We start from the raw sequence: 24721 nt of genomic DNA, 5'->3' as shown, positions 1-24721 counted from the left end.
TGCATACTGGCGCCAGAATCACGTCACTTCACGACATGAACATGCCGCCGTCGACGTTGATCGTCTGGCCGGTAATGTAGGCCGCATCGTCCGACGCCAGAAAGGCGACCAGTCCCGCCACATCCTTGCCCGTCCCTGCGCGCTTCATCGGAATGTTGTTCACCCACTCGGTCATCAACTCGCCCGGCTTATAGTCGCCGAGCAGCTTGCCCCATGCTTCGTCGTTATACGACCACATGTCGGTCGTGATAATGCCGGGGCAGAATGCATTGACCGTAATGCCGGTCGGCGCGAGTTCTTTCGCGAGGCTTTGGGTAATACCCAATACGCCGAACTTGCTTGCTGCATAGTGCGGCGTGTAGACGAAACCCTGACGAGCCTGCCCTGAGGCCGTATTGATCAGACGCCCGGTTTTCCCCGCGCGCAACATGCGCGTCGCCGCTTCCTGGCAGCACAGGAAAACGCCCTTCGTATTGACTGCGAGAACCTTGTCCCACTCGGCCTCGGTGAGATCGGGCAGCTTCGCAATGGTGATGACGCCCGCGTTCTGCACCGAGATATCAACTTCGCCGAGTTTGCCGGCGACTTCATCGTAGAGATCTTTTACCTGCGACTTGTCAGTCACATCCACTTCGGCTGCAATGACGTCGTAGCCGGATTCGCGCAAATGGGCCGCCGCGTCGAACACGCTCTTCTCATTCGCCGACAGGCAAACTTTCGCGCCTTCCTGTGCGAAACGTTCTCCAATACTTAATCCAATCCCCCGGCTGCCGCCCGTCACAACCACGACTTTATTGTCGAAGCGCTTTGCTGCGGGTTTTACTTCGCTAACCATTCCCTTCTCCCAGATGAATTGAATTAGAGCCGTTCGATCCAGCGCAGCCATTGCGCGTGATTCTCCGCTGCAGCAGACACACCGCTGCCAGGTTCGACGCGGCGCAGAACGGGCCGCTCCGTATGAACCGCGTCGAGCGAATCGACCAGTCCAAGTTCCAGCGATGCCAATGCGGCCGCGCCCGCCGCCGATATTTCGCTGAGCGCCAGCGTACTGACCGGGCGATTCAACGTATCGGCCAGGTACTGAAGCAGGAAGGGCCGCTGCACGAGTCCACCGTCGAGGAACAGTTCGAGTAGCGGAACCTGAGCTGCCTGCTCCATCACCGTAATCACGTCCTTGATCTGATAAACGATCGACTCGTACGCCGCGCGTGCAACGTGTTGCCATGAATTCGAAAAATTCAGTCCGACGATTTGCGCGCCGCCCGGGTACTTCCAGTGCGGACAGCCAATTCCCGAGAAAGCGGGAATCAGAAAAACGCCGCCGTTGTCGTAGTCCGTAAAAGCCTGCTCGGCGACGGCGAAGTCGTCGAAGAGTCCGAGCTTTTCCTTGAGAAACGCGGGCGTCGAACCGGCGCTGATGATGATCCCTTCCAGCGCATAATCCACGCGCTTTTCAGTGGCGAAACACAGCGTGGAAACGAGTCCATGGGCGGGTGCCTGCGGTTGACTGCCGACGTTCATCATTAACGATGAACCGGTGCCCATCGTCGCCTTGGCCAGACCTGGCTTCAAACATCCTTCGCCGACGGCGGCGGCATGCGAGTCGCCGATCATCGACACGATCGGGATCGGACGGGCGAGCAATCCGTCGAAATCGGTCGCGCCGAAGTTCGACGCCGAGGGCCGTAGTTCGGGAAGACGCAACCCGTCGAGTCCGAATGCAGTCAGCAGTTCGCGATCCCAGTCGAGCGTGTTCAGATTGAACAGCATCGTGCGTGACGCGTTGGTGTAGTCGGTGCAATAAACGCCGCCATTCGTGAGGCGATAAAGCAGCCAACTGTCGACGGTGCCGAAATACGCCGTCTCTGCAGCGATGTGTGAACGCACGCGCTCGTCGTTCTCGTTGAGCCAGATCAGCTTGGTGCCCGAAAAATACGGGTCGATCAGCAAGCCCGTCTTCTCGGCAATAGTCGGCCCCATACCCTCCTGCTTCAGTCGCTCGCATACGCCGAGCGACCTTTGACACTGCCACGACACGGCCTGACCGATCGGGTCGCCTTGCGCATCCCACAGGACGACCGTTTCACGCTGATTCGAAATGCCGACACCGACGATATCTTTCTGATCGCCTTCGAAGCGCTCCAGACATTCGGCGACCGCCTTTAACACCGACTGATAAATCGCATTCGCGTCCTGTTCGACAAAGCCAGTACGTGGATGCGTACACGGAACCGCAGTGAATCCTCGTGAATGGACGCGGCCGCTCGCGTCGAAGACAAGCGCTTTCGTGCCACTGGTCCCCTGATCGATCGCCAGAACGTATTGCATGGAAATCCCGTTTGAGTATGAGCGAATCGTGAAGTTATGCAGTCAGCGAGACCATTCTGGATTGCAGGCGCTGTTGCAACTGATCGATCACCACCGCGAAGATGATCACCAGCCCTTTGATGACCATCTGCCAGAAGTCGCTGATCCCGCACATCACCATGCCGTCACCGAGAATGCTGATCACGCATGCACCCACTACCGATCCGAACACTGTGCCGCGTCCGCCCATCAGCGCCGTGCCCCCAAGCACGACCGCGGCAATCGCATTGAGTTCGAACGTTTGCCCGGTCAACGGGTGGGCCGTCTGCAATTGCGCGGTAATCACGAGGCCGACGATGGCCGCACAAAATCCCGAGAACATATAAACGAAAAGCTTTACCCGATTGGTGCGAATACCCGAGAAGCGCGCGGCCTGTTCATTGCCACCAATTGCGTAAATACGACGGCCCAGCGGCGTCTTTTTAGCCACGAAGATCGTCACTGCCGCCAGCACGATCATGATCCACACCGGCATGGAAAGACCGAGTATCGTGCCGTTGCCGATGAACTCGAAGCCGGTATTGCCGAGTGCCGGATTACCCGCCAGATCGGCATACGTGCTGCCGTTATTGACGAGCAGCGCTGCGCCGCGAATCACGTACAACATGCCCAGCGTCGCGATAAACGGAGCGACGTTCAGCGCAGTAATCAGATAGCCATTGACCGCGCCGATCAGCGCACCGAGCACGCACGCCAGCAACGCCACGCCCCATGGATTGAAGAACACGACGTGGTGGCCGATCTTCACGCCTTCCAGCAACAGGTAGCCGGCCGCCATGCCGCTTATTCCGACAATCGATCCGACCGACAGATCGATGCCGCCCGTCAGGATCACCAGCGTCATACCGATCGAAAGAATCGCCACCACCGTCACGTGCTTTGCCATGATCAGCATGTTGCTGGTGGACAGGAAGTTATCGGTGGCGAACGAGAAGACGATGATGATCGCAAAGAGCGCGATAAAGATCCGCAATTTCAGCACGCCCACTGCGACACGCGACGCGACATAAGCGGCATGCCGGTTGTGTTTCGCGTGCACCGGATGAATCGTACTGTCGGGAGTGTTCATGTTCATCATGTAGACCTCGAATACGCTTCAGACTACGGCCGTGGCGGGCGTAGACGCGCGCACGATCCGTTCGCTATCAAACTGGGCGCGGTCCATGATAGCGGTCAGCTTGCCGCTGGCCATCACGAAGACACGATTGGAAACCGCCATTGCTTCATCGAGTTCGGATGTCGCGTAGATCACCGCAATGCCCGATTGCGCGAGCAGGCTGATGGTCTTGTACACGTCCTCCTTCGCGCCGACGTCGATGCCTCGCGTCGGCTCGTCCATCAGCAGAACTTTCGGCGACGTCAGCAATGCTTTGCCGATCACCACCTTCTGCATGTTGCCGCCGGACAGCGAAGTAATAGGTGCGTCGACAGATGAAGCCTTGATCGCGAGACGCTTGACGATATCGTCGGCGGCGGCCACCTGTTTGTCTCTGCCGAGCGCGCCGAACGCGAAGCGGCGCGTAAATTTGCCGAGGCTCGACAAGGTCATGTTCTCGAGAATCGACATCAGTTGAATCATGCCCTGCTTCTGCCGGTCTTCGGGAACCAGTGCAATACCTGCGTCGATGCGCTTCGGTATCGAAAAATTCTCGACCGACTTACCCGCCAGTTCGATCTCGCCGATGGCGAGCGGTTGCGCACCGAGCAGCGACTCAAGCAACTCTGTACGCCCCGCTCCCATCAACCCATAAATGCCGACGACCTCACCCGCGCGCACCGAGAACGACACGTGATCCACCGCGTAAATGCCGTTCGAGCGCTTCAGCGCGAGGTCTTTCACCCTCAGCACTTCTTCGCCAATGCCGTGCTGTTCGAACGCAAAGCGTTTCTTCGACGAACCCACCATCGCTTCGATAATCCACGGAATGTCGATATTGGCGATTTCGTCTTCAGCAACCAGGCGGCCGTTGCGCAGCACCGTGATGCAATCGCCGATCGCCATGATCTCTTCGAGACGATGCGAGATGTAGATCACCGTCACGCCCTCTTCTTTCAACTGACGGATGATCTTGAAGAGAATCTCGACTTCCGTTTTCGACAGTGCGGAAGTCGGCTCGTCCATGATCAGCACCTTGATGTGCTTGGACAGCGCTTTTGCAATTTCAACGAGTTGCTGTTGACCCACGTACAGATCGCCAAGACGCGTGCGTGGATCAATTGGAATCTGCAGGCGTTGAAGCAGTATTTTTGCCGAGTGATTTTCGACTTTGTTGCGGATCACGCCCGCACTGGTCGGCTCGTTTCCCGCGAAAATGTTCTCGGCAACCGTCATCTCTGGAAAGAGATTCAGCTCCTGAAAAATGATGCCTACGCCATGCTGTTCGGCGCTGCGAACGTCGGTGATATGAACGAGCTTATCGTCGATCCATATCTCACCCGAGCTCGCCACTTCTGCACCCGCGAGCAGTTTCATCAGCGTGGACTTGCCTGCACCGTTTTCGCCGATCAGCACGTTGACCTTGCCGCGCCGCACCTTGTAGTCCACGTCGACCAGCGCAGCGGTGCCGGGATAAATCTTCGACAGCCCGCGCGTCTCGATCACGTTGACGGGGTTCATGGTTCGCGGTGTATTCATTTCCAGGCCACCGGAATTGCGCGGATCTCGCCGGTCGGCTCGCTCCAGCTGCTGTAAACAGCCGCGACGTCGACGCTCTCGCCCACTTTCAGTTGCAACGATTGATGTACGCGCGCCACGACGAGCTTGTTGATCTCCTGGCCGAACGCGGCGAATTTCGTCTGATCGTCGAAATCGCTGTATTTGATGCCGGGAAAGCCGTCGCGTACTCCTGTGCCGATCACCACTGGCCCGGTTTGCAGAACCACGCTCACTGGCGCGCCGCCGGAAGCCGGCGTCAGATCGACATAGGCTTTGCCCACACGCGACGAATCGTCGATACGTGTGACCTTTCCCTGCACGCGAAGCCAGAAGTTGCACGGAAACGCGCTGCTTTGCCGGAAACCGTACTGCTTGCACGCGTCGTCAAAATTCGTACCCAAGGCGCTGATGACCTGCGCGGCCGGCTTCGCGTTCTTGTCCGCGTACGGAACGAGTTGATCGTTGAAAACTTTCGCCGGATCGGGCCCATGACGTTGCCCCTGACTGCGGATATCCGCCAGCTCCTTGTCGGTCACGACGTGGCACGCGCCCAGAGACATGACAACGCCCATGATCGCAAGCACGGATCGCACGGTGGAGATGGGATGAACCATGGCTACCTCACTTCAGACAGAACTTCAAACGGGTGCGTGGTCGAGCACCCGCTCACGCACACCGCGTTTTACTTGGTGTAATAGAAGTCGTTCACTTTGGAAGCATTGTCCTTGGTGATCAGAATGCCGCGGAACAACTGGCGTTCCGGCTCACCTGTCTTGCCGGTCTTGATGTACTTGTCGAGCAGATCGACACCGTGAATCGCAATGCCCTGCGCCTGCAACATCACCGTTGCCTTCAGCTTGCCGGCGAGTACCGAGTCGCGTTCGTCGTTGCTGCCGTCGATACCCATCACCACCACGTCCTTGCGCCCCGCCGAATCGAGCGACGCAATCGCGCCCAGCGCGACCGGTCCATTACCGGAAATCACGCCCTTGATATGCGGGTGTTCCTGCAGAATCGAATCCATCGCCTGCTTGCCGGGTAATAGTGCGCCCTTCGCATCCTGGCGGGCAACCATCTTCAGATCGGGATATTGGTCCAGCACCTGGTGGAATGCCTGCGAGCGCGTCACACAGTTCTTGTCCGCCAGATTGCAGGTCAATTCGACATACTCGCCTTTTTCGCCGATCGTTTCGACGAAGCGTTGCGCGACCTCAGTACCGGCCTGCAAGTTGTTGTGACTCAACTGTGCGATTGCGATGCCGTCTTTCGGAATCTCGCGATTGATCAGCACCACCGGTACTTTTTTCTCCTGCGCGGTACGTACGGTTGCAACACTGCTGTTCGAATCGGCGTTGTCGAGCACGATGCCTTTCACACCCTTGCCGATTACGAGGTTGACCAGTTCGTTCTGTTTGTTGACGTCCTCGCCGTGCGACAGCACGATCGTGTCATAGCCGAGTTTCTTCGCCTCCTGCTCCGCGCCTTTGGCCTCGGCCGCGTAGTACGGATTGTCGAGTGCGTTGACGAGAATCGCGATCGTGCCTTTGCTCGCGGCCTGAGCCGGTTCAAGCATGCCGACGATCGAAGCCGTTACGGCGGCTGCCACTGCAAGTTTCTTCCACATTGTCCTGTCTCCTGATTGAATTTCTTTTACGGGTGGTACCGCCGGATCTGTCAGTGGGTCAGCAGATCGTATAACCGCCGTCGATCATGATGTCGGCGCCGGTAATCATGTCGGCGCCGTTCGACAGCAAAAAGAGAATTGCCGCTGCAATTTCGTCGGTGTACGCGAAACGGCCTACAGGTATCAGCTTTTTCATCGCTTCGCCCTTTTCGCCTTCCCATGCCGTCGCGCCCATCGGCGTCAGCACGACCGTCGGCGAGACCGTATTGACGGTGATGCCGCGCGCCGCCCATTCCTTCGCGAGCACTTTCGTCATGCCGATCAATCCGGCTTTAGCCGACGTGTACGCGCAGTGTTGATCGATGGCGACCGTCGCGGCCTGTGAGGCGATATTGACGATCTTCCCGCCGTGTCCGCTCGCCAGAACGTGACGCGCGAAATGTTTGGAGCACAGAAACGGACCGGTGAGATTCACGCCGATCTGCCGCTGCCATTCGTCGAATCCGATGTTCTCCGCAGGCGTCAGCGTGATGCAGCCGGCGGCATTCACGAGCAGATGCAGGTCGCCGAAATGTTCGTGGGCGGCTTTGATCGCGGCTTCGACTTCGGCTTCGTTAGCGACATCGCACGCGAAAGCGGCGGCATTGGAGGAACCCAGTTCTTCGATCGCGGCAGGAACACGCGCCTCTTCAAAACGGGGATAAAGAATGGCGACACGCGCACCCTTCTTAATCAGCGCCGCGTTGGTCGCCATGGCAATGCCGCCGAGCCCGCCGGTGACGACCGCGACCTTGCCGTCGAGGCGAAAGTCGAAATCGACACCGTGGCGCAGCGACACGTCGTACTGAATTCCCATCTTCTGTCTCCTTGATCTTGTGCTTAATGTTTCACTTCGAGCAGTAAGCGCGCACGCTGTCGGCAATCCCTGCTGCGTCAATTCCGTAATGGCGGCGAATGCCTTTGCGCGTACCGTAATGGGCGAATTCGCCTTCGGTAATACCGAGCATGGTCAGCGGCCGCGCGATCTGACGCTTCGCCATCAGCACCGCGACCGTCGCGCCAATGCCGCCGTGCAGCGAGTGTTCTTCGACGGTGACGATGGCATCGTGCCGCTCGATGATCGCGGCCAGCGCGTCCTGATCCAGCGGCCGCAGCGACGACAGATTGACGAGCGTCGCATTGATGCCATCCTGCTTCTGTATGGATTCACACGCTTCCAGCGCTTCGCCGACTACCGAGCCCAACGCGATCACCGCAACCCGATTGCCTTCGATCAGCACATCAGGACGGCCCGGCTTGAAGCGGTATTGCGCGTCGTGAACAATCGGAAACTTTGCGTTGTCGAGACGGATATAAACCGGTCCGTCGATCGACGCCGCGTAGTCGATCATCTGCGACGTTTCCACTTCGTCGCATGGCGCGAAAATCTGCACGTTGCCGAAGCCGCTCATCACCGAGATATCGTCGATTGCGTGATGCGTCGACGCGAGCGGACCATACGCGACACCGGCATTGAGGCCGAGCATCTTCACGTTCGTTGCGCTGTAGCAGATGTCGTTCTTGACCTGCTCGTTCGCGCGGCCGATCAGAAAAGGCGCAGCGTTAGCCGTGAAAACGACATGCCCGCCAAGTGCGAGTCCGGCAGCCATGCCGACCATGTTCTGTTCGGCAATGCCCACGTTGATCACGCGCTCCGGATACTTGTCCAGGAACGAGCCGATTTTCGACGTGGAGGTCGAGTCGGCCACCATCACGATGATGTCCTGACCGGCAGCCGTGAGCCGGCCGAGCGCATTCACTGCTCCGTCTCGCAAGTCACCGTACTCACGCATGATCCAGCTCCTTCAACGCCTGTTTGAGTTGATCCTCATCGGGGAATTTGTGGTGCCATGCCGGCACGTTCTCCATGAACGACACGCCGCGGCCTTTGATCGTGTGAGCAATCAGCACTTTCGGTTTTCCGTTTGAGCTATCCAGACTTTCTATTAGTTTCCAAACAGCGTCCGGCTGGTTTCCATTGACGTCGTGCACCTCGAAACCGAAAGCCCGGAATTTTTCGTCGAGCGGATCGAGGTCCATGATGTTGTGCGTGAAATCGGCGAGTTGCAGTCGGTTGCGGTCGACGATCACCACCAGGTTCGACAGTTCGAAATGCGCGGCCGCCATCGCGGCTTCCCAGTTGGACCCCTCTTCGAGTTCACCGTCGCCGGTCAGCACGAACACGCGGCCGACGTCGCCCTGCGTGGCGGCGGCGTGGCGCTGTTTGGCCATCGCGAGACCGGCGGCGATGGGCAGCCCATGACCGAGACCGCCCGTGTTGACGGTCACCCAGGTAGGCAATTTCTGCTTGACGGGGTGGCCGGGGAGCCGCGAATCGTCCTTCAGGTAGGTCAGCAGTTCTTCGTCCGCGAGCCAGCCTAGTTCGGCGAAGCACGCATACAGACCGCCCACGCCATGACCTTTGCTCAGAATGAATTCGTCGTGCCAGCGGACCGTGCGGTCAGCTTGGGTCTCATAGCGGAGAACGTGGAAATACAGCGCCGCGAGAATGTCCGCTTCCGACATGTCGCCGCCCGTATGGCCGCTTTTTGCCGCGGAATTCATCACGCATATCTTCTTACGGATTTCCTGCGCCCGCCGGTGCAAAGGGACGCCGGTCTGCTTGAAGGGGTTTTCCATTCCCTGCTCCTGTACTTCCTGTTTTCTTGGCTTTAAGTTTCTGTTACTTTCTTTCGAAAGTCAAAAGGAAAACGACGGAAAGAGGGAAAACACCTAACGACAGCTTCCGGCTGGTGGAATCAGGCACAATACGTCCTGTAGTAGCGACGCCGGCCGGCAGTTCGCAAGGAAAGCGAAAATGGATCAACGGACCAGAACAGAAAAAATCTTCGAACGGGTGCAATCGCTGAAACTGGTAAAGCTTTCGGAGCTTTCCAGCGAATTCGGCGTCTCCATGCCGACCATCCGCAAGGACATCGACGAGTTGCAAAAAGAAGGACGCGTGGAGCGCGTGCACGGTAACGTGCGTTTGAAAACCACCCAGTCCGATTCCACCCGCCGCACGTTCGGCTCGAACGTTCTGCCAACGAGTCCGGAAAAGGCGCTGATCGGTCGCAAGGCTGCGAGCCTGATCGAGAACGGCGATTCGGTCATTCTCGATTGCGGCGCAACCACCACCGAACTCGCGAAGAACCTGCTCGACCGGCAGAACCTGCGCATCGTGACCAACGCGCTCAATATCGCCATCCTGCTCGGCGCCGAACCGACCAATCGCGTGATGTTGACGGGCGGTATCTTCAAAGCCGAGACGATTGCCGTTTCGGGCGAAAAGGCATCGACCTTTTTTGAAGGCATGTTCGTCGACAAACTCTTTCTCGCGGCGGGCGGCGTGTCGATGGAGTCGGGCATTTCATACCCTGATTTCATCGATATTCACGTGAAGCGCGCGATGATCGACGCGGCCAAAACTGTGTACCTGCTTGCCGATTCGCAAAAATTCGGCAAGCGCGAGTTCGCGACGTTCGGTGCGATGGACCGCGTCGACTACCTCGTCACCGACGAAGGGCTCAGCGACGAATTCGCCAACTGGATCACCGGGAACGGCACGAACATTATTTACGCGTGAATTATTTGCGTATCAGCACGTGCGCGTGATCTGCCTGATTTCTGGAGACGTAAAATCAGAAACTCTCCAGAATCAGGACGTTTTAAATGTCTTCACGTTTTTCTCTCGAGCAACTGGAGGCATTCGTCTGTGCCGCGCATGAACGCTCGTTTTCGGGCGCGGCGCGAAAGCTCGGCAAGGCGCAATCGGCAATCAGCACCGCTGTCATCAATCTCGAGATCGATCTCGGTGTAACGCTGTTCGATCGCAGCGGCCGCTACCCCACACTCACCGAAGAAGGCCGCGCGATGTTGCGCGAAGCCGAAGCCGTGGTCGCGCACTGCGGGGCATTGCAGGACCGTGCGAATCAGCTCGGCGCGCGAGTGGAAACGAAGCTCGCTTTGGCATTCGACGATGCCATTCCCTATGCAGCCGTGTCGCCCGCATTGCGCAGGTTCGAAGCGGCATTTCCCGATGTCGAACTCGATATGCGCCAGCCGTCGCACGAAGATATTCTTCAACTGACGGTAGCCGGCGACGTCAATCTCGGACTCATGTTCGCTCAGGCCGAGTACCCGAAGCAGATCGCTTTCTGCCGGCTCGGCAAGCTTATTTTCACCAACGCGGTTCGACACGATCACGTACTGGCGACGATGCCGGAGGTGTCGTTTGCGGCATTGAACGATCATCGGCAGATTGTCGTGACGCCGCACGGCCGAAAGCTGCCGACCGGCGAGTACCTGAAGTCACCTCGCTCGTGGAACGTCAGGAGCTATACGGCACTTCTCGACATGATCAGGGACGGTTTGGGATGGGCATCCGTTCCGAAGCGGATGATCCGCAGCGAGCTTGAATCCGGCGAACTGGTGGAACTCAAACTCGCTGCTTATCCATTCACAGAATGGGCGGTGGGAATCGATCTGATCTGGTCGACACAACAGCAGTCGGGACAAGCCGCGATGTGCCTGCGCTCTGAATTGAGCCGCAATGAAATCGGCGATTAGGCGGGCTCATTTGCGCGCCTCGCGCTCGAGGCAATCAATACTTAGCTAAGCGCATCGAGCAGCGAGTTCTCCGCGCCACGTTTGGTAATCGCACCATTGCTGTCGAGCCAGCGAGCGCGACGCTCGAACAATCCGGGAACCAGCGTATTCACGCGCGCAATCAACTCCCGCAAATCGCCGTTGACCAGTCGCCCATTTTCCACCACCGTGCGGCCATTCACGATCGTCATGTCGACATCGCCACCCTGCACCGCGTGAACCAGATTGTGATGCAGGTTCATATACCGCCCCGTCAATAGCGGCGTCATACGCGGCGTGTCGGTGCGCACGGCGATCATGTCCGCGCATTTGCCGACTTCGAGCGTACCCACGTCGTTCGACAATCCGATCGCGCGTGCGCCCGTCGCGGTCGCCATCCGGCAGACGGACCAGGCATCGAGTGCTGCCGCGTCGAGACCCGTCGCCTTCGCGAGCAACGACGCGACCTTCATTTCCTCGAACATATCGAGGTTGTTATTCTCTTTCTCTCCGTCCGTCCCCAGGCCGACGCAAATACCTGCTGCCAGTAACTTCTCGACCGGCGCCGCGCCGCTCGCAAGCTTCATATTGCTGACGGGATTGTGTGCAACGCCGACATTGCGGTCCGCGAGAATCGTGATTTCGTCGTCGGAGAGCCAGACGCAATGCGCGAGCATGACTTTGTGCGCGTCCAGCAAACCGAATTTTTCCAGCGCCTGAATGGGCCGCACACCATAGCGCTTTTGCGTTGCATCGACATCGAAGCGGCTTTCGTTACTGTGCGTATGCAAACCGACGCCATGCGTGCGACTCATTGCAACCGCGCGTTGCCACGCTTGCGGCACGGCATAGAACATATGTTCGAGGCCGACCCATACGCTAATGCGTCCATCGGCACGACCATGCCAGCGCTCGATCAGCTTCTCGTTGATATCGAGCGTTTCGAAGTAATCGTGCTCGGGATGCTCGGCAACATAAGGAGCGAGGACCGCGCGAATACCCAATCCAGTTGCCGCGCGAGCGCTGCCGTCCATGAAGCGCCACATATCCACGATCGTGGTCGTGCCGGACAACAGCGCTTCGGCGTAGCACAACCAGGAGGCCGCTTCCGCTTCTTCTGCATTGAGCACGCGGTGCATCGGATCGATGAATTGCTGCAACCAGTCCCACACCGGCAGTCCTTCAGCGGTGCCGCGCAGCAATCCCGAATGGCAATGGGTATTGATCAGGCCGGGCATCAACAGGCGGTCTTTCAGATGGCGCACCGGCAGTGCCGGATAGCGCGAGATCAGTTCGCGCGCATCGCCGATTGCGGCGATCCGCCCGCTCGCGTCGATTACCACCGCGCCGTCGACGATCACGGCATTGTCGTCGGTCATGGGCAAAACATGGTCGGCACGAATCAGGCTGTTCACGTCGGGGATCCTTGAGTGGTTCGGTTGAAGGCGGCCCACGGATCTTCTGCGAATTAACGACACGATTCCATTTGGGACCTATCTGACATTTGGATGGATTCAGAAGCCGCTCAATTACAGCCGCATCTCTGAGATACGTTGTCCTATAACAAACACTTTCAAAACCTACTCGTCTCGCATCAATATCGCTTAAACAAGCAGCAATTTACGGGTTTACATGGCTTACGCTGAAAGCAACGCGAATGTAACAATGAGAAAGAGATAGGATGACATATAACATGATGGACTGTAGACGCCGAACCCATATCGGCGCTGCCCGTTCACGGAGACAACGCATGGCGCTCACGATGCCGTATCAATCCCTGCCCGTTGACGTCCGCCGCGTGACTCGCGAACGCCGCGCCTCGCCAGGCGACCGCGCATCGCAAAGCTTCAACACCACCACTCCAGACATCCGGCCATCACGCCGTTTCGCCCGAACCGGCTGATCGCCACCGGCACACACGGGCACGTCGCAGCCCACTCCGTTTCCGCTTCTGACCAACCGATCCACGCGATCGCCTTTGCTGGCGATGGCGTCGCCCGGCCGTCTTTTTTGTTTTTCGATTCAACCGCCACCTTCAGGATAAGGACATGTCAATTCGCACAACAGCAGTCTTATGCGTCCTTGCGTCGCTCGCCGCTTGCGGGTCCGACGACTCGCCGCCACCCTCCGCCAGCACGCCGACCCCGATCGCCGCGGCGCCGTTCAAGGTCGGCGTGACGACCAGCGACGCCGCACTGCCGCCCGCGCCACAACTCCCGACCGATGCCCAGGTGTGCAGCACCGTCGAAGCCAGCAACAGCTACGTCCGGCAACCGAGCGGCGCGCTGGGGCCGGAGGCCGACAACGGCACGACCTCGGCAATCCTGAATCCGGACCAGCAACGTATTCAGGCCGCGCTCGACGCGTGCGGCGCAGCCGTGGATGCCGAGGTCGGCGCAACCATCGCCGCAGCGGACGCAGCGGCCGCCGCCTCGCAAACCGCTGCGGCGCTTCCGAACGTGAATATCGCGGGCGCGTCGGCGCAGCAACTGGCGCAGCCGAAGTACCGCGCGAGCAAGTTCGCCGTGCGCCTCAGCGTGTCGAGCAGCGGTCCGGGCAACGCGTTCATCACCGGTCCGCTGACGCTGCCGTCCGGCGTCACGCTGTGGATCGACACCGGTGTCACCGTGTATGCCACGCGCGACGTGATGGCATACGCGCCCAACGCCGCTGGCCCGTATTGCGCGAACACCGCCGTCAGTTCGACCAAGGCGGGAAGCTCGGGCAACTGCCTGCCGCTGATCGGCGGCAACTACCTCGTGAACTCCGCGATTGTCGGCGGCGGCAGTATCGACAGCCGTGCGGCCTCCGAGATCGTCAGCTCGAATCCGCTCTATCCGCTGATGCGAGTCGATCTGACCTGCACGAACACGTACGCCGCGTACGCGACCGGCAAACAGGCGACCACGGGAACCTCGTGCGATAACGGCGGCACGTTCGTCGATACGGCGGGCTCGTCGCGTCATATGACGTGGTGGGATCTGGCGTGGCTCGGCAACATGATCGAGAACGGCACGACCGGCGTCGGCTCGCAGTCGAACTTCCGCATGATGGTCTTCAGCTATGCGAAGAACCTGACCTTGTACGGCATCACGCTCAATAACAGCGCGAATTTCCATGTCGTGCCGAGCGGCGTGGACGGTCTGACCGTGTGGGGCGTGAAGGTGCAAACGCCGTCGCTGTCGGCATCGGCGAACCCTGCAGGCAATGGCAATCCTAACTATCTCGGCATGCTGCCGAGCGTCGAAACCGCCAAGAATACGGATGCGTTCGATCCGGGCTCCGCATCGAAAACCGCTGTTCAGGCACTGACGACCGGTAACGGCAAGACCTCGAGCGCCGGCAAGATTTCGTTCGACGGCTATCTGAAGAACACGGTGTTCGCGTACAACTACATCAGCACCGGCGACGACGACGTTGCGATCAAGGGCTCCAGCAATCCGAGTCCGGCGGGTTCGGGGTTGTTCGGCGTCGATGGCAATCGCGATGTCGCGACCGACCGCAAGTACGGTTTTGTGATCGCGCACAATCACATCTACGCGGGGCACGGTATCTCGGTGGGCAGCGAGACCAATGCGGGCGTCACCAACATCCAGGTCTACGACAACTCGTTCGACGGCGCGGAATCGGCGCTGCGTATCAAGTCGGACTGGGCGCGGGGCGGCACGGTGACCAACGTCGACTACAACAACATCTGTATCCGCAATAGCGACAACGCTCTCGTGTTCACGCCGTACTACAGCACCAAAGCGCTGTCGAATCCGACCTCGCCGCTGTATCCGGACTTCCACGACATCTCGGTGTCGAACGTGCATATCACCGGCACCACGACGGTTCAGCTTCAGGGCTTCCAGGCCAATACCGGCGGCATTGCTCATGCGCAGATTCCGCTCGGCATGACGCTCACGAACGTACTGGCCGATTCGCCCGACACGGTGGCCGTGAGCACGTCCGATGCGAACCTCACGCTAACCAACGTCAACCTGCCGATTTTTGCATCGACGGCGAATAACGTGACGTTGAATGGCGTGGCGTCCCGCTCGCTCAGCATGGCGACGGCCGTGGATTGCACAGCGGCTTATGTCGATTTCCCAGGTATCGGGGAATCGTCGCCGGCCGGTCAGACGTGGCCGGGTTCGCAATAGTCATTGAGGTTCTGAGGTGGCGCGCTTGCGATCGAAGCTGAATCCCCGTATTGGGGTTCTGGTTTCGGGTGCGCCACCTGTTCGTCTGCCGGGAGAAGGCTAACTTTTCGGCCTTCCCTTACGGCTTATTGCTTTGCGATATCCCCTACTGCTTTTACGCGCCACGCATAAAATAAGCGTCGCGTATTGCGTCCTGTATTTTCTCTCGGCCAACACAGCCGATTTGTAATAAGTACCGATCTCTCCCACGTACGCATTGAAAGACGGCCTCTCCGGCCTTCTTCTCCCTCTCCACTCCCCCAGTTGTTTCAAACATCCGCGATGCCCCGATTCGCCGGGTAACGGCGGCGCCACTTTTCTCATTCAAACGATCCGCACTGTTGCAAAACGCACCGCCACGCGCTTGCGTCCGTTCGACAATAAAAACCGGCCGAAAGCCCCAAATGCGTGCTACCGCAAGCGTTTGCGCGCTCTCGCCGACGCCGCGAAATGGAGTACGCCGAGTCAGAACCTCCCGATCTGTTGAATTACCTTGGGGGTAGCATTCGAAGAGGGATCTGTCAGTTTTGACGGACGCCTCTGCGCTGATTTCAGCGTTAATTCAACCTATGGGAAAAAACAAATGAGAACTTCTTTCCACAGAGAAGTATTGACCGATTCCAATGATCAACACGGTCTTCAACTGCATCGAAATAGTGCTCCTTTGGCACTCAAACACGTCATCCGCCCTGAAGAGATTCGCGACAACCTTCCGCAAGGACAAGGCGGCATCGGCTTCATGTTTCACGCCACCGACTGGGAGACGCTTTCATTTTCATTTCACAACGTCAAACCAAGAGACGCGCTATTCGAAGAAGAACTCTGGAACACGAAGCCCTTTATTGCTTCGCCTATCTACCAGGGGACGCAGGTTATCGGCGCCAATATTGCGTGTCCGGTTCCACTCGAAATGTGGCTCGGCAGTCCGCGCGGGATCAAGCGGTTTCGAGAGACGCAATTTTTTCCGGCACTCGAACTTGCGAGACTGGCGGGTCTGAACATGGTGGCGATGGGTGCGTCCACGCCCTATGCGTGCAATTACGGCGCACTGCCGCGTCCGGTCAAACCGCCTCACATCACCACGGGTCACGCGGCCACGGCGGCAATGCTGAAAGATTGGGCCGTTCATTGCAGCAACGAAGTCGGTCTCGAATTCGGCAATACGAAGCTCGCGCTTTTCGGTGCGGCCGGGCGGCTCGGCACCACGGTGGCCAGGTACGTGCTCTATAAAGATGCGCCGAAGGAACTGGTGCTGATCGATTTGCCGGACAAGGTGAACCTGCTCAGGGATCAGGCGCAGGAGCTTCTCGCGTCGGATCTGCTCGGCAAGTCGAAGGTGTCGATTCATACTTTCAGCCCCGACACGCCCTTGCCGCAATTCGACGGCGCGATCCTCACCAGCAGTACGAGCGTGCCTTACCTCACCGCCGCCGACCTCAAACGGGCACAGTTCTGGATCGACGATTCGCACCCCCGCGCGGCAAGCGTCGACGCCGAACTCGCGTCGCGCGAACATACGCTATATATTGAGTGCTTCGCCCGTGGTCCGGCCGGCCTCGACACGAAATTTCCGTTTCGACTGCCGACCACCCGCGACTGCTACACGTGTTTCGCCGAAGGCTATTCAGCCTGGCAGGAAGGCATTGCTTCCGACTTCATCATTGGCAGTCCGCCCGTCTGGTCGGTCTCCTATACGCATAGCCTTCTGAAGAAGTACGGTTTTGCGGTCGGCCCGTTTCACGGAAAAAATGGGTCGCCAATCATTCTGGGTACCCAGCACAGCGGCGAGCATGAATTGATGGGGTCCTGATTCTCAATTGAGCAACCACGGAGGCCTGATGGTCGTACCGCGCGAAAGCATGCGGGACATGCTGGAAAGAAGCCGGTTTGCAATTCGATGGGGAGGTGCACTGGGCCTCCTGTGCCACCCCATCTATTACGTCATCTGGACGTATGTTCTGCCTCAACCTTATGACAACCTGCTACTCAGATTGAGTGCAGCGGCTGTTTGCGTGCCATTGATTTTTCAGTCGCATTGGCCGAAGCGCTTTAATCACTATCTGCTGATTTACTGGCATTGCTGCCTGATCTACGTATTGCCGTTTGTCTGCACGTTTCTGGCGATCAGAAACGATTTCTCCACCATGTGGATGATGACCGAAGTCATGATGATCTTCATCATGGCATTGTGTATCGACAACCCGCTTCTACTCATGGCGTGTATTGGCATTGGAATGTTCTCCGGTGCAGTGGCGGCGGTGGCGACTTCTCCGGCGCCGATCGTTCTCGACGCGGCCACGCAATCCAATCTCGCGTTACTGCCGGTTGTCGTGCTGTGCAGCATGGCTTTCAGTCATGCAATCAGCAAAGGACGCATTTTTGTCGAAAAGAACCGTGCATTACAGGCACTCGCCGGATCGATCGCTCATGAAATGCGCAATCCGCTAAGTCAATTGAGGCATGTTCTCGATCAGGTAGAAGAGGCACTCCCCGCCACTACCCATTCAAACCAGTTGACCGCCTTATCGGCCGCCAGATCCGCCGAGCTTTATCAGCATGTCGCGCATGGACAATTGTCGATCGAGCGCGGTCTGCGCATCATTGCGATGACACTCGACGAAGTGGGCGACAAATCGATCCGCTCCGATCACCTGACCTATCTGAGCGCGGCCGACACCACACGTAAGGCATTGGAAGAATATGGCTTCGATAATGAAAAGGAGCGCGGCAAAGTCAAACTGGTCGTGCAGGAAGATTTCATTTTCAAAGTCGACGAAACGGTTTATCTGTTCACGCTATTCAATCTGATCAAGAATGCGCTGCATCACATCGCGACACTGCCGCTGGCCACTCTTACGCTCAAGGTCGACCGGCAAACGGTAATCGTGATGGACACCGGCACGGGCGTGAAGCCCGAAATTCTGCCGTACCTGTTCGAGCCGTTCCGAACCGCGGGCAATTCGGCGGGCACCGGGCTCGGACTCGCCTATTGTCAGCGAGCCATGCAGGCGGTCGGCGGAAGCATCGTTTGCCGGTCGGAAGTCGGCAAGTTCACAGAGTTCACGCTGCAATTTCCCGCCGTCTCCGAAGAAGAAGTGGCCGGCCACGAACACAGGATTCTCGACCGCGCCACGCCGTTTTTCAAAGACAAGCGCGTGCTGGTAGTGGACGACGAAGCCAGTCACCGGACCAGAACCTGTCACGCGTTGTCCCGGGTCGGCGCGCGCGCGGAATCGGCGGAAAGCGGTGCAAAGGCGTTGATTCTGCTGCAGCAGCCCACAACTTACGACCTCGTGCTGATGGACATCAATATGCCCGGACTGGATGGCTACGCGACGGCGGAGAAGATTCGCGCGAATCGCCGCTATCCGAATTGGGACGTGTTGATCGTGGCCTATACCGCCGAGCCCGGCAATGCCGCGCGCGTACATGCGCGCAGAGCCGGCATGGATGACATGGTCAGCAAATCGTCCGGCGTGCTGGAGTTGATCACGTCTTTACAGACGCTTCTTGAAAACGGCGAGGAGCGCCATCAAAGCCAGAGATCCGATGGACTCGCGGGCAAATCGATCCTTGTCGCCGACGACGACACCTATAGCCGGTTGGTGGCCAAAGCCTGTCTGGAGCGCTGCGGCGCGACCGTCATCGAGGCCGGACATGGGCAAGCCGTGCTGGACCGCCTCCAGGCGAAAGAGATTGTCGACGCAATCGTGATGGACATGAACATGCCTGGCATGAGTGGCGCGGAGACGACCGCCGCAATTCGCGCCCGCGCCGACGCGTATGCCGCCATACCAATCATTGCATTGACCAGCCAGTCAGATAATGAATCGATGCAGGCATGTCTCGCGATCGGCATGAACGAAGTGATGATAAAACCCGTGCACGGCGACTCGCTTTACGCGTGCGTGGCGCGGCAATTTGCGCAGCAATCCGAACCCGGCAAACCGGCGAACGCAGAACGCTTGCAAGCATCTATTACACCGGTTAGCAGCCCAGCTTCTGTCGCGGAAACTGCTCCCCTGGAAAACCTGCTCGACGAAAAACACCTGGAAGAACTTGCGACGCTCGAGCTACTGGATGAACCTTTCCTGAACGGCATTGAACAGATTCGCGTACTTGTGGCGCGAATCGCTACTAACGTAGATGCCAACGATCTTGAAGCGACGCACAACACATTGCATCAGCTTCTTGGAATCAGCGGCAATATCGGCGCGAAGGCACTCCATCAATTCGCCCGGCAGATATACCCGCCGTTCATTGCAAAGAAGTGGCCGGTACAAACCGACTGGGTCGCGCGAATTAACTCATTAGGCAGCCGCTCTGCTGACGCCCTGCAAATGTACTATGTGGAAACAAGAGCGCATCAGGATAGTCGAGGCGCGCTCAGCGATAGCGGCTCGCCGCCCTACTGACGCGGCAGCAGCATATTGCCGGTCCGACTACGAATGAATCTGAAAAGAGACGAAGGAGACAACTGTGGCACGCTTCTCGACCGATCAGCTCGATGACTACGCAGCGACATTCGAGCGCGATGGACTGGTTATATTAAAGGGCCATTTTCCTGAAGAGACGCTTGAACGCTGGCGTGAGGCATTTACTCCACTGCTCGACGAACGGATTGCCTCACGCGCGACAGCCGTGCGCGGCGAGAACCGGCATTACATTACGCTGCCCTTCAGTGGTGTCTTCGCCGACGAGCGCATCTTTTGCGATGCCGACGTGCTGGCTATTGTCGAACGCGTGGCTGGCGACGATCCCGTGATGTGCCAGCTTGCCACCGACACGCCAATGAACGGTTCGACATATCAGGATATTCATCGCGATACGCCGGCGCTGTTCGATAGCATTGCGGAAACGCCGTCTTTCCAGTTGGCCGTCAATTTTCCTTTGTGCGACGTTACGCTAGAAAACGGCCCATTCGAAACGACGCTAGGCACGCACCGCATGCGCCAGGAAGAAGCCATGGATGCATGGCGCGACGGCCGCATAGCGTTGCACGCAATTCCAATGGAGTTGGGCGACGTCATGATCCGCGACGTTCGCGCACTGCATCGCGGCACACCGAACCGCACCGACATTCCGCGCCCAATGGTGGTGATCGGCTATAGCAGAAGCTGGTATTTCAGGCCGGAAGTTCATATCGACGTACCTGCCGAGGTTCACGCGCAATTGAGCACGCGAGCAAAGCGCTTACTGCGGTACATGCCGCGCGTCGAGCAACTCAATGCAACGCATGCACCGGAGCAATACCGGAAATTTGCTTATTGAAAGAGAAATCAGAAACGCCGCAAACTCGGGTCACGCAACGGATCAGGCGTTCGCTGCGTTTCACGCAATACGCCGGTCGTGTCGAAAGAAAAATTAAAAAGCAAAGGCGTAATGTTGTTTTCAACATAACGATACGACCAGACTTCCCGTTGCGAGAGCCGGAAGAAAACGGTGTCCACGGGGCGGCCGAAATTGATCAATACATCATTACGCGTCCATTTGCCGATTTCCGCGCGATTAAACTCGTTGATCTGCAACACCTGACGCACGCTCACAATCTTGCCGGATGCGTCGATGTCGGCGGCGACCGTGGTTGTGCCCATCGGCTGGGTCGGCCACATGAGTCGCCGGCCGCCATCGGGTAGATCATAGGTTTCGCGCGGCGGCCCCATTCGCGCGATGATCGTCGACTGGTCCTGGCCTGCCTCGAATTGCTGCCATGGCTGCGCGCATGAGGCCAGCATCAGCGCTGTAACGCACGCTACCGCAGCGTGGCGAAAAACCGTAGATGTCCGCCTGCCCCTCGCGGCGAAATCGGAAATATGAGCCAGACGGGTCAACATGGATTCCTCCAACTACGGCCTTGGTGCTTCGTTCTATCTGCCTGACCGATCATCTTGAAGCGTGCGCCCTTGCTGCCCCCTTAGCAATCCACAAGGACAAAGACGAGGCGACCATGATACCGACGACTTACCCAGCCGGTTGATGTCGGCGGTCTGGCAGATTCGACGTGCTGCTGCCAGCCGCCTCGCAGCGGCCCCTGACTATTGCATGACCCGTGCTCTCAGACGCTTGTATTCTTCGTCCGAAATCGATCCCGCTGCCTTCAGGCGGTCGAGCTTTTCCAACTCGTCGGCGGCACTGAAGCCGACAACCTGGCGCAGATTGTCGCGCGCCTGTTTCATTCGCGCTTCGTCGCGCTCCGCCATACCACGACCTTGTGTCAACAGATACGCGAATATGCCGATGTACGGCAACACGATCAGCACGATGATCCAGATGACCTTGGCTATACCCGATACGTCACTGCGGCGGAACAGGTCGCCCGACACCGTGATCAGCAACCAGAACCACAAAATAAACATGAATACCGAAAAAACGTCGGCCAGAAAATTCGGAAATGTGAACCCACCATTAAAGAGCATTCTTTTCTCCAGACATTCGGGTTGAGATTGAAATGTTTAACAGTTAACAAATTGGATTGGCGCCCACGTCAACCTGGGCCAATAAGATGCGCGACATGGATGGTTTTGCTGCGACTTCGCGCAAAGCGACCGGCTGCGCTTTCAGCCAATGCTTCACGGAATGACCTGGCGTATTGCCCGGGAACGCAGACGCTCATGCTTTCGACTCGGGCCTGGCGATAAAACCACTCCATCCTTATCCTCCGGTTGTCGTCGGGCGATGCGTACCCGTTTAAACTTTATAGTTCATATCACCGGATACGCATGAGCTTTTTTTGGAGGACGGGGGACTATTGTCAAGTCATCGACGAGGCTGTTTGTCAAATTCGCCAGCCGTCGCGGTGCGGAGCGGCTTGGCGACCTGCTGCGCGTTGTCACAACCGGCAAACAACACTACCTCGCCTACGAAGAACAAGCCGGTCCCACAATGTTCAGGAATCCATCCATTCTCGGGGCGGAAGCTTCGATCGATTGTGAGCGCTCTGAATTGCGGCGTCTTCTTGCAACGATGCTGTCGAAGCCAGAGTAATAGATAAAGAATAGCGGCCAAAACATGATGCGCGCGAAAGCCGATGCTCTCTCGCGCGATTCGTTTTCGCTAACCTGTGGCCAGTTTTTCATCGACCGCAGTTTTTTTAAAGACATGGCAGCGCACGCGCCGCCTCACCTCAACATCGCAAGCGCACTCGTCAATACAGCCTGTTTAAACGCTTTCGGCCGCCTGGGCAGCGCGGAAAATGGACTCAACACATGACCATAAGCCACCGTCTTGCTGATCCCGTTGACGAGCAGCATGAACATGACCTGAGGGTCCTGCTGAGGCACCTCACCGGCATCGATCGCGTCGGCAAGCAGTGGCACCAGCGCGTCATGAAAAGGCCGCACTAGCCGCTCGGTCAGAGCATCCAGCCGCTCCCCGCTTTCCGTCGCGGCAGTCGAGAAAAACATGCCTACGTCGGGCGTCAGAAACACCTGGTCGATCAGGATCGACACTGCTTCTTCGATACGCGCTCTCGGCCCCAATTCGCTCCTTTCCCGCAAGGTGCCGGTCTTCGCGATCATCGGCGCGGCTTCGTCGGCGATCCGGTCGACCACCGCCATCCACAACGATTCTTTCGACCCGAAATGATGCGCGACAAGCGCCGGGTCCACCCCTGAAGCCTTGGCGATCTCCCGCACGCTGGTCGCCTCATAGCCGTTTCTCGCGAACGCAATGCGCGCATTGCGCAGTAACGCATCGGCGCCACCCGCATCGGTGCAAGCGGGACGGCCACGCGTGCGACGCGGCATCGCGGTCGTCGTGGCAGGCACGGCAGTGTCTCTCGGTTGTTTCATCGGCGGCGCAAAGCAGTGTTCAGGGAAAGTCCGAAATTTTAACCGCTCGGCTTGCGTGCGTAACAGCGATCACCCATTTGACATGAACTGTTCGAGTCCGTAGTATCGCATTAATTCATCACTCGTAGAATTAATTGCTTATGACCGTAGCGATGCAAGCAACCAACCCGACCCGGATCGTTATCGTCGGCGGCGGCATTGCGGGACTTCTGCTCGCGACGCGGCTCGGCGACACACTCGGGCGCGGCGGCCGCGCGCACGTCACGCTGATCGACAAAAGCGCCACCCATATCTGGAAGCCGATGCTGCACACCATCGCGGCCGGCACGCGCGATGTGCAGCAACAGCAGGTCATCTATCTGGCCCACGCGCGCGATCACGGATTCGACTATCAGCCGGGGGAAATGGAAGGTCTGGACCGTGGCGCGCGCGTGGTGAAGCTGGCCGAACTCAGAGCGCCTTCGGGTGAAGTGGTGATCGGCTCGCGTACGGTCGAATACGACGTACTGATTCTCGCGCTAGGCAGCCGCGCCAACGATTTCGGCACACCTGGCGTGCTCGAGCATTGCCATTTCATCGATAGCCAGGCGCAGGCCGAAGTCTTCAACGAAGCCCTGCGTATACGCATATTCCAGAGCGTCGTGGCGAAAAGCCCGTTGCGCGTGTCGATTGTCGGCGCGGGAGCGACAGGGGTCGAACTCGCGGCGGAGTTGAGTCGTTTGCTCGAAGTCGCCGCGAGTTATGGCGACGCGGGCATTCGCTCGCGTCTGAAACTCACGCTCTATGAAAGCGCGCCTCGCATACTCGCGGCATTTCCGCCTGCGGTGTCGGAGTCGAGCGAGGCACAGTTGCGTCATATTGGCTTCAACGTGCAAACCGGAACGCGTGTGACCGCAGCAGAATCCGACGGACTGCAACTCGGTGACGGCACCATGCAGGCCGCCGATCTGATGGTGTGGGCTGCTGGCGTCAAAGCCCCCGAATTTCTGGGAAAGCTCGATGGAATCGCGGTCAATCGCGCGAATCAGATCAGCGTGCGGCCAACGCTGCAGGCACTAGACGACGACCGCATTTTCGCTCTCGGCGACTGTTCGACATTGACACTCGCCGGTAACGAGCGCGCACTCGCGCCCACTGCGCAAGTCGCTACGCAGCAGGCGCAATTTCTCGCGAAGCACTTGCCAGACTGGCTCGAAACAGGCTCGTTACCCGACTTCGCATTCCACGATTTCGGCGCGCTGGTTTCCCTTAGCGACTACAACGCTTTCGGGACACTCGGTCAGTTCGGCTTCTTTCGAGGCGGCTTTATCAAAGGCCGCTTTGCGCAGTTGAGTCACGCGATGCTTTACCGGCAACATCAACAGGCACTGCACGGTTTTCGCAAGGCGACGCTGCTGTGGACCGCCGAACGGATCAATGGCCTCGTGCAACCCAGCATCCGGCTGACCTGAATCCAGCACATCTTCAAAGGGGC

At 58.3% G+C, this 24721-nt stretch carries 21 protein-coding genes; 8 read left to right on the top strand and 13 right to left on the bottom strand.

The window, feature by feature from the left end; genetic code table 11:
* Positions 1-28: 28 nt before the first annotated feature.
* The 9 genes from BLS41_RS19900 to BLS41_RS19860 form a co-directional block, all read right to left on the bottom strand.
* Complete coding sequence (locus BLS41_RS19900; RefSeq protein WP_074767935.1) at positions 29-835, bottom strand: SDR family oxidoreductase; 807 nt, start codon at positions 833-835, stop codon at positions 29-31.
* Between the two features lie 23 nt (positions 836-858).
* Positions 859-2328 carry an FGGY family carbohydrate kinase gene (locus BLS41_RS19895; RefSeq protein WP_074767933.1) on the bottom strand — a complete coding sequence of 490 codons (1470 nt, stop codon included), beginning with the start codon at positions 2326-2328 and terminating at the stop codon, positions 859-861.
* 34 nt (positions 2329-2362) lie between these two features.
* Positions 2363-3445, bottom strand: a complete 1083-nt coding sequence (locus tag BLS41_RS19890; protein WP_216350614.1) for an ABC transporter permease — start codon at positions 3443-3445, stop codon at positions 2363-2365.
* 18 nt (positions 3446-3463) lie between these two features.
* Entirely contained in the window at positions 3464-5002 is a 1539-nt protein-coding gene (locus BLS41_RS19885) for a sugar ABC transporter ATP-binding protein (protein WP_074767931.1), read from the bottom strand.
* The gene (locus BLS41_RS19880; RefSeq protein WP_074767929.1) at positions 4999-5637 is read right to left on the bottom strand and encodes a DUF2291 family protein; all 639 of its coding nucleotides are present in this window, start codon (positions 5635-5637) and stop codon (positions 4999-5001) included. The genes BLS41_RS19885 and BLS41_RS19880 overlap by 4 nt, the downstream gene beginning before the upstream one ends.
* Before the next feature lie 68 nt (positions 5638-5705).
* On the bottom strand, positions 5706-6647 hold the full coding sequence (locus BLS41_RS19875) for a D-ribose ABC transporter substrate-binding protein (protein ID WP_074767927.1): 942 nt from the start codon (positions 6645-6647) through the stop codon (positions 5706-5708).
* A gap of 58 nt (positions 6648-6705) precedes the next feature.
* Positions 6706-7503 (bottom strand): GolD/DthD family dehydrogenase, encoded by a 798-nt coding sequence (locus tag BLS41_RS19870; protein ID WP_074767925.1) that lies wholly within the window; start codon positions 7501-7503, stop codon positions 6706-6708.
* 31 nt (positions 7504-7534) lie between these two features.
* A complete protein-coding gene (locus BLS41_RS19865; RefSeq protein ID WP_074767923.1) occupies positions 7535-8479 on the bottom strand; it encodes a transketolase family protein in 945 nt (314 codons plus the stop codon).
* Positions 8472-9326 carry a transketolase gene (locus BLS41_RS19860; protein ID WP_074767921.1) on the bottom strand — a complete coding sequence of 285 codons (855 nt, stop codon included), beginning with the start codon at positions 9324-9326 and terminating at the stop codon, positions 8472-8474. Before BLS41_RS19860 ends, BLS41_RS19865 begins: the two co-directional genes overlap by 8 nt.
* 178 nt (positions 9327-9504) lie before the next feature.
* Between BLS41_RS19860 and BLS41_RS19855 the strand changes: the two genes are divergently transcribed.
* A complete protein-coding gene (locus BLS41_RS19855; RefSeq protein ID WP_074767919.1) occupies positions 9505-10272 on the top strand; it encodes a DeoR/GlpR family DNA-binding transcription regulator in 768 nt (255 codons plus the stop codon).
* An 86-nt stretch (positions 10273-10358) separates the two neighbouring features.
* Positions 10359-11255, top strand: coding sequence for a LysR family transcriptional regulator (locus BLS41_RS19850; protein WP_074767917.1), 897 nt, complete (start codon positions 10359-10361; stop codon positions 11253-11255).
* Positions 11256-11296: 41 nt separating this feature from the next.
* On the opposite strand, the gene BLS41_RS19845 is transcribed toward BLS41_RS19850, so the two are convergent.
* The gene (locus BLS41_RS19845) at positions 11297-12688 is read right to left on the bottom strand and encodes an amidohydrolase family protein (protein WP_253189720.1); all 1392 of its coding nucleotides are present in this window, start codon (positions 12686-12688) and stop codon (positions 11297-11299) included.
* Between the two features lie 335 nt (positions 12689-13023).
* On the opposite strand from BLS41_RS19845, the gene BLS41_RS39080 reads away from it, so the two are divergent.
* The 5 genes from BLS41_RS39080 to BLS41_RS19825 all read left to right on the top strand — a co-directional run bounded on the left by BLS41_RS39080 (position 13024) and on the right by BLS41_RS19825 (position 20728).
* On the top strand, positions 13024-13176 hold the full coding sequence (locus tag BLS41_RS39080) for a hypothetical protein (protein ID WP_171910274.1): 153 nt from the start codon (positions 13024-13026) through the stop codon (positions 13174-13176).
* 145 nt (positions 13177-13321) lie between these two features.
* Positions 13322-15418 (top strand): glycoside hydrolase family 28 protein, encoded by a 2097-nt coding sequence (locus BLS41_RS19840; RefSeq protein ID WP_074767915.1) that lies wholly within the window; start codon positions 13322-13324, stop codon positions 15416-15418.
* A gap of 622 nt (positions 15419-16040) precedes the next feature.
* A complete protein-coding gene (locus tag BLS41_RS19835; protein ID WP_074767913.1) occupies positions 16041-17267 on the top strand; it encodes a hypothetical protein in 1227 nt (408 codons plus the stop codon).
* Positions 17268-17295: 28 nt separating this feature from the next.
* Positions 17296-19872 carry an ATP-binding response regulator gene (locus BLS41_RS19830; protein ID WP_074767911.1) on the top strand — a complete coding sequence of 859 codons (2577 nt, stop codon included), beginning with the start codon at positions 17296-17298 and terminating at the stop codon, positions 19870-19872.
* Positions 19873-19936: 64 nt separating this feature from the next.
* On the top strand, positions 19937-20728 hold the full coding sequence (locus tag BLS41_RS19825) for a phytanoyl-CoA dioxygenase family protein (protein WP_074767909.1): 792 nt from the start codon (positions 19937-19939) through the stop codon (positions 20726-20728).
* 8 nt (positions 20729-20736) lie between these two features.
* Here BLS41_RS19825 and BLS41_RS19820 read toward each other — a convergent pair whose 3' ends face one another.
* The 3 genes from BLS41_RS19820 to BLS41_RS19810 form a co-directional block, all read right to left on the bottom strand.
* On the bottom strand, positions 20737-21291 hold the full coding sequence (locus BLS41_RS19820) for a hypothetical protein (RefSeq protein WP_074767907.1): 555 nt from the start codon (positions 21289-21291) through the stop codon (positions 20737-20739).
* A 201-nt stretch (positions 21292-21492) separates the two neighbouring features.
* Positions 21493-21873 carry an SHOCT domain-containing protein gene (locus BLS41_RS19815; RefSeq protein ID WP_074767905.1) on the bottom strand — a complete coding sequence of 127 codons (381 nt, stop codon included), beginning with the start codon at positions 21871-21873 and terminating at the stop codon, positions 21493-21495.
* Between the two features lie 702 nt (positions 21874-22575).
* Positions 22576-23247: a TetR/AcrR family transcriptional regulator gene (locus BLS41_RS19810; RefSeq protein ID WP_074767903.1), complete on the bottom strand. Its 672-nt coding sequence runs from the start codon at positions 23245-23247 to the stop codon at positions 22576-22578.
* Between the two features lie 152 nt (positions 23248-23399).
* On the opposite strand from BLS41_RS19810, the gene BLS41_RS19805 reads away from it, so the two are divergent.
* Positions 23400-24698 (top strand): NAD(P)/FAD-dependent oxidoreductase, encoded by a 1299-nt coding sequence (locus BLS41_RS19805; RefSeq protein ID WP_074771058.1) that lies wholly within the window; start codon positions 23400-23402, stop codon positions 24696-24698.
* Positions 24699-24721: the final 23 nt, after the last annotated feature.

The organism is Paraburkholderia fungorum, from assembly GCF_900099835.1.
Taxonomy (GTDB): domain Bacteria; phylum Pseudomonadota; class Gammaproteobacteria; order Burkholderiales; family Burkholderiaceae; genus Paraburkholderia; species Paraburkholderia fungorum_A.
Note: the sequence above shows the minus strand (reverse complement) of the source record. Positions and strands in the feature narration are given on the sequence as shown.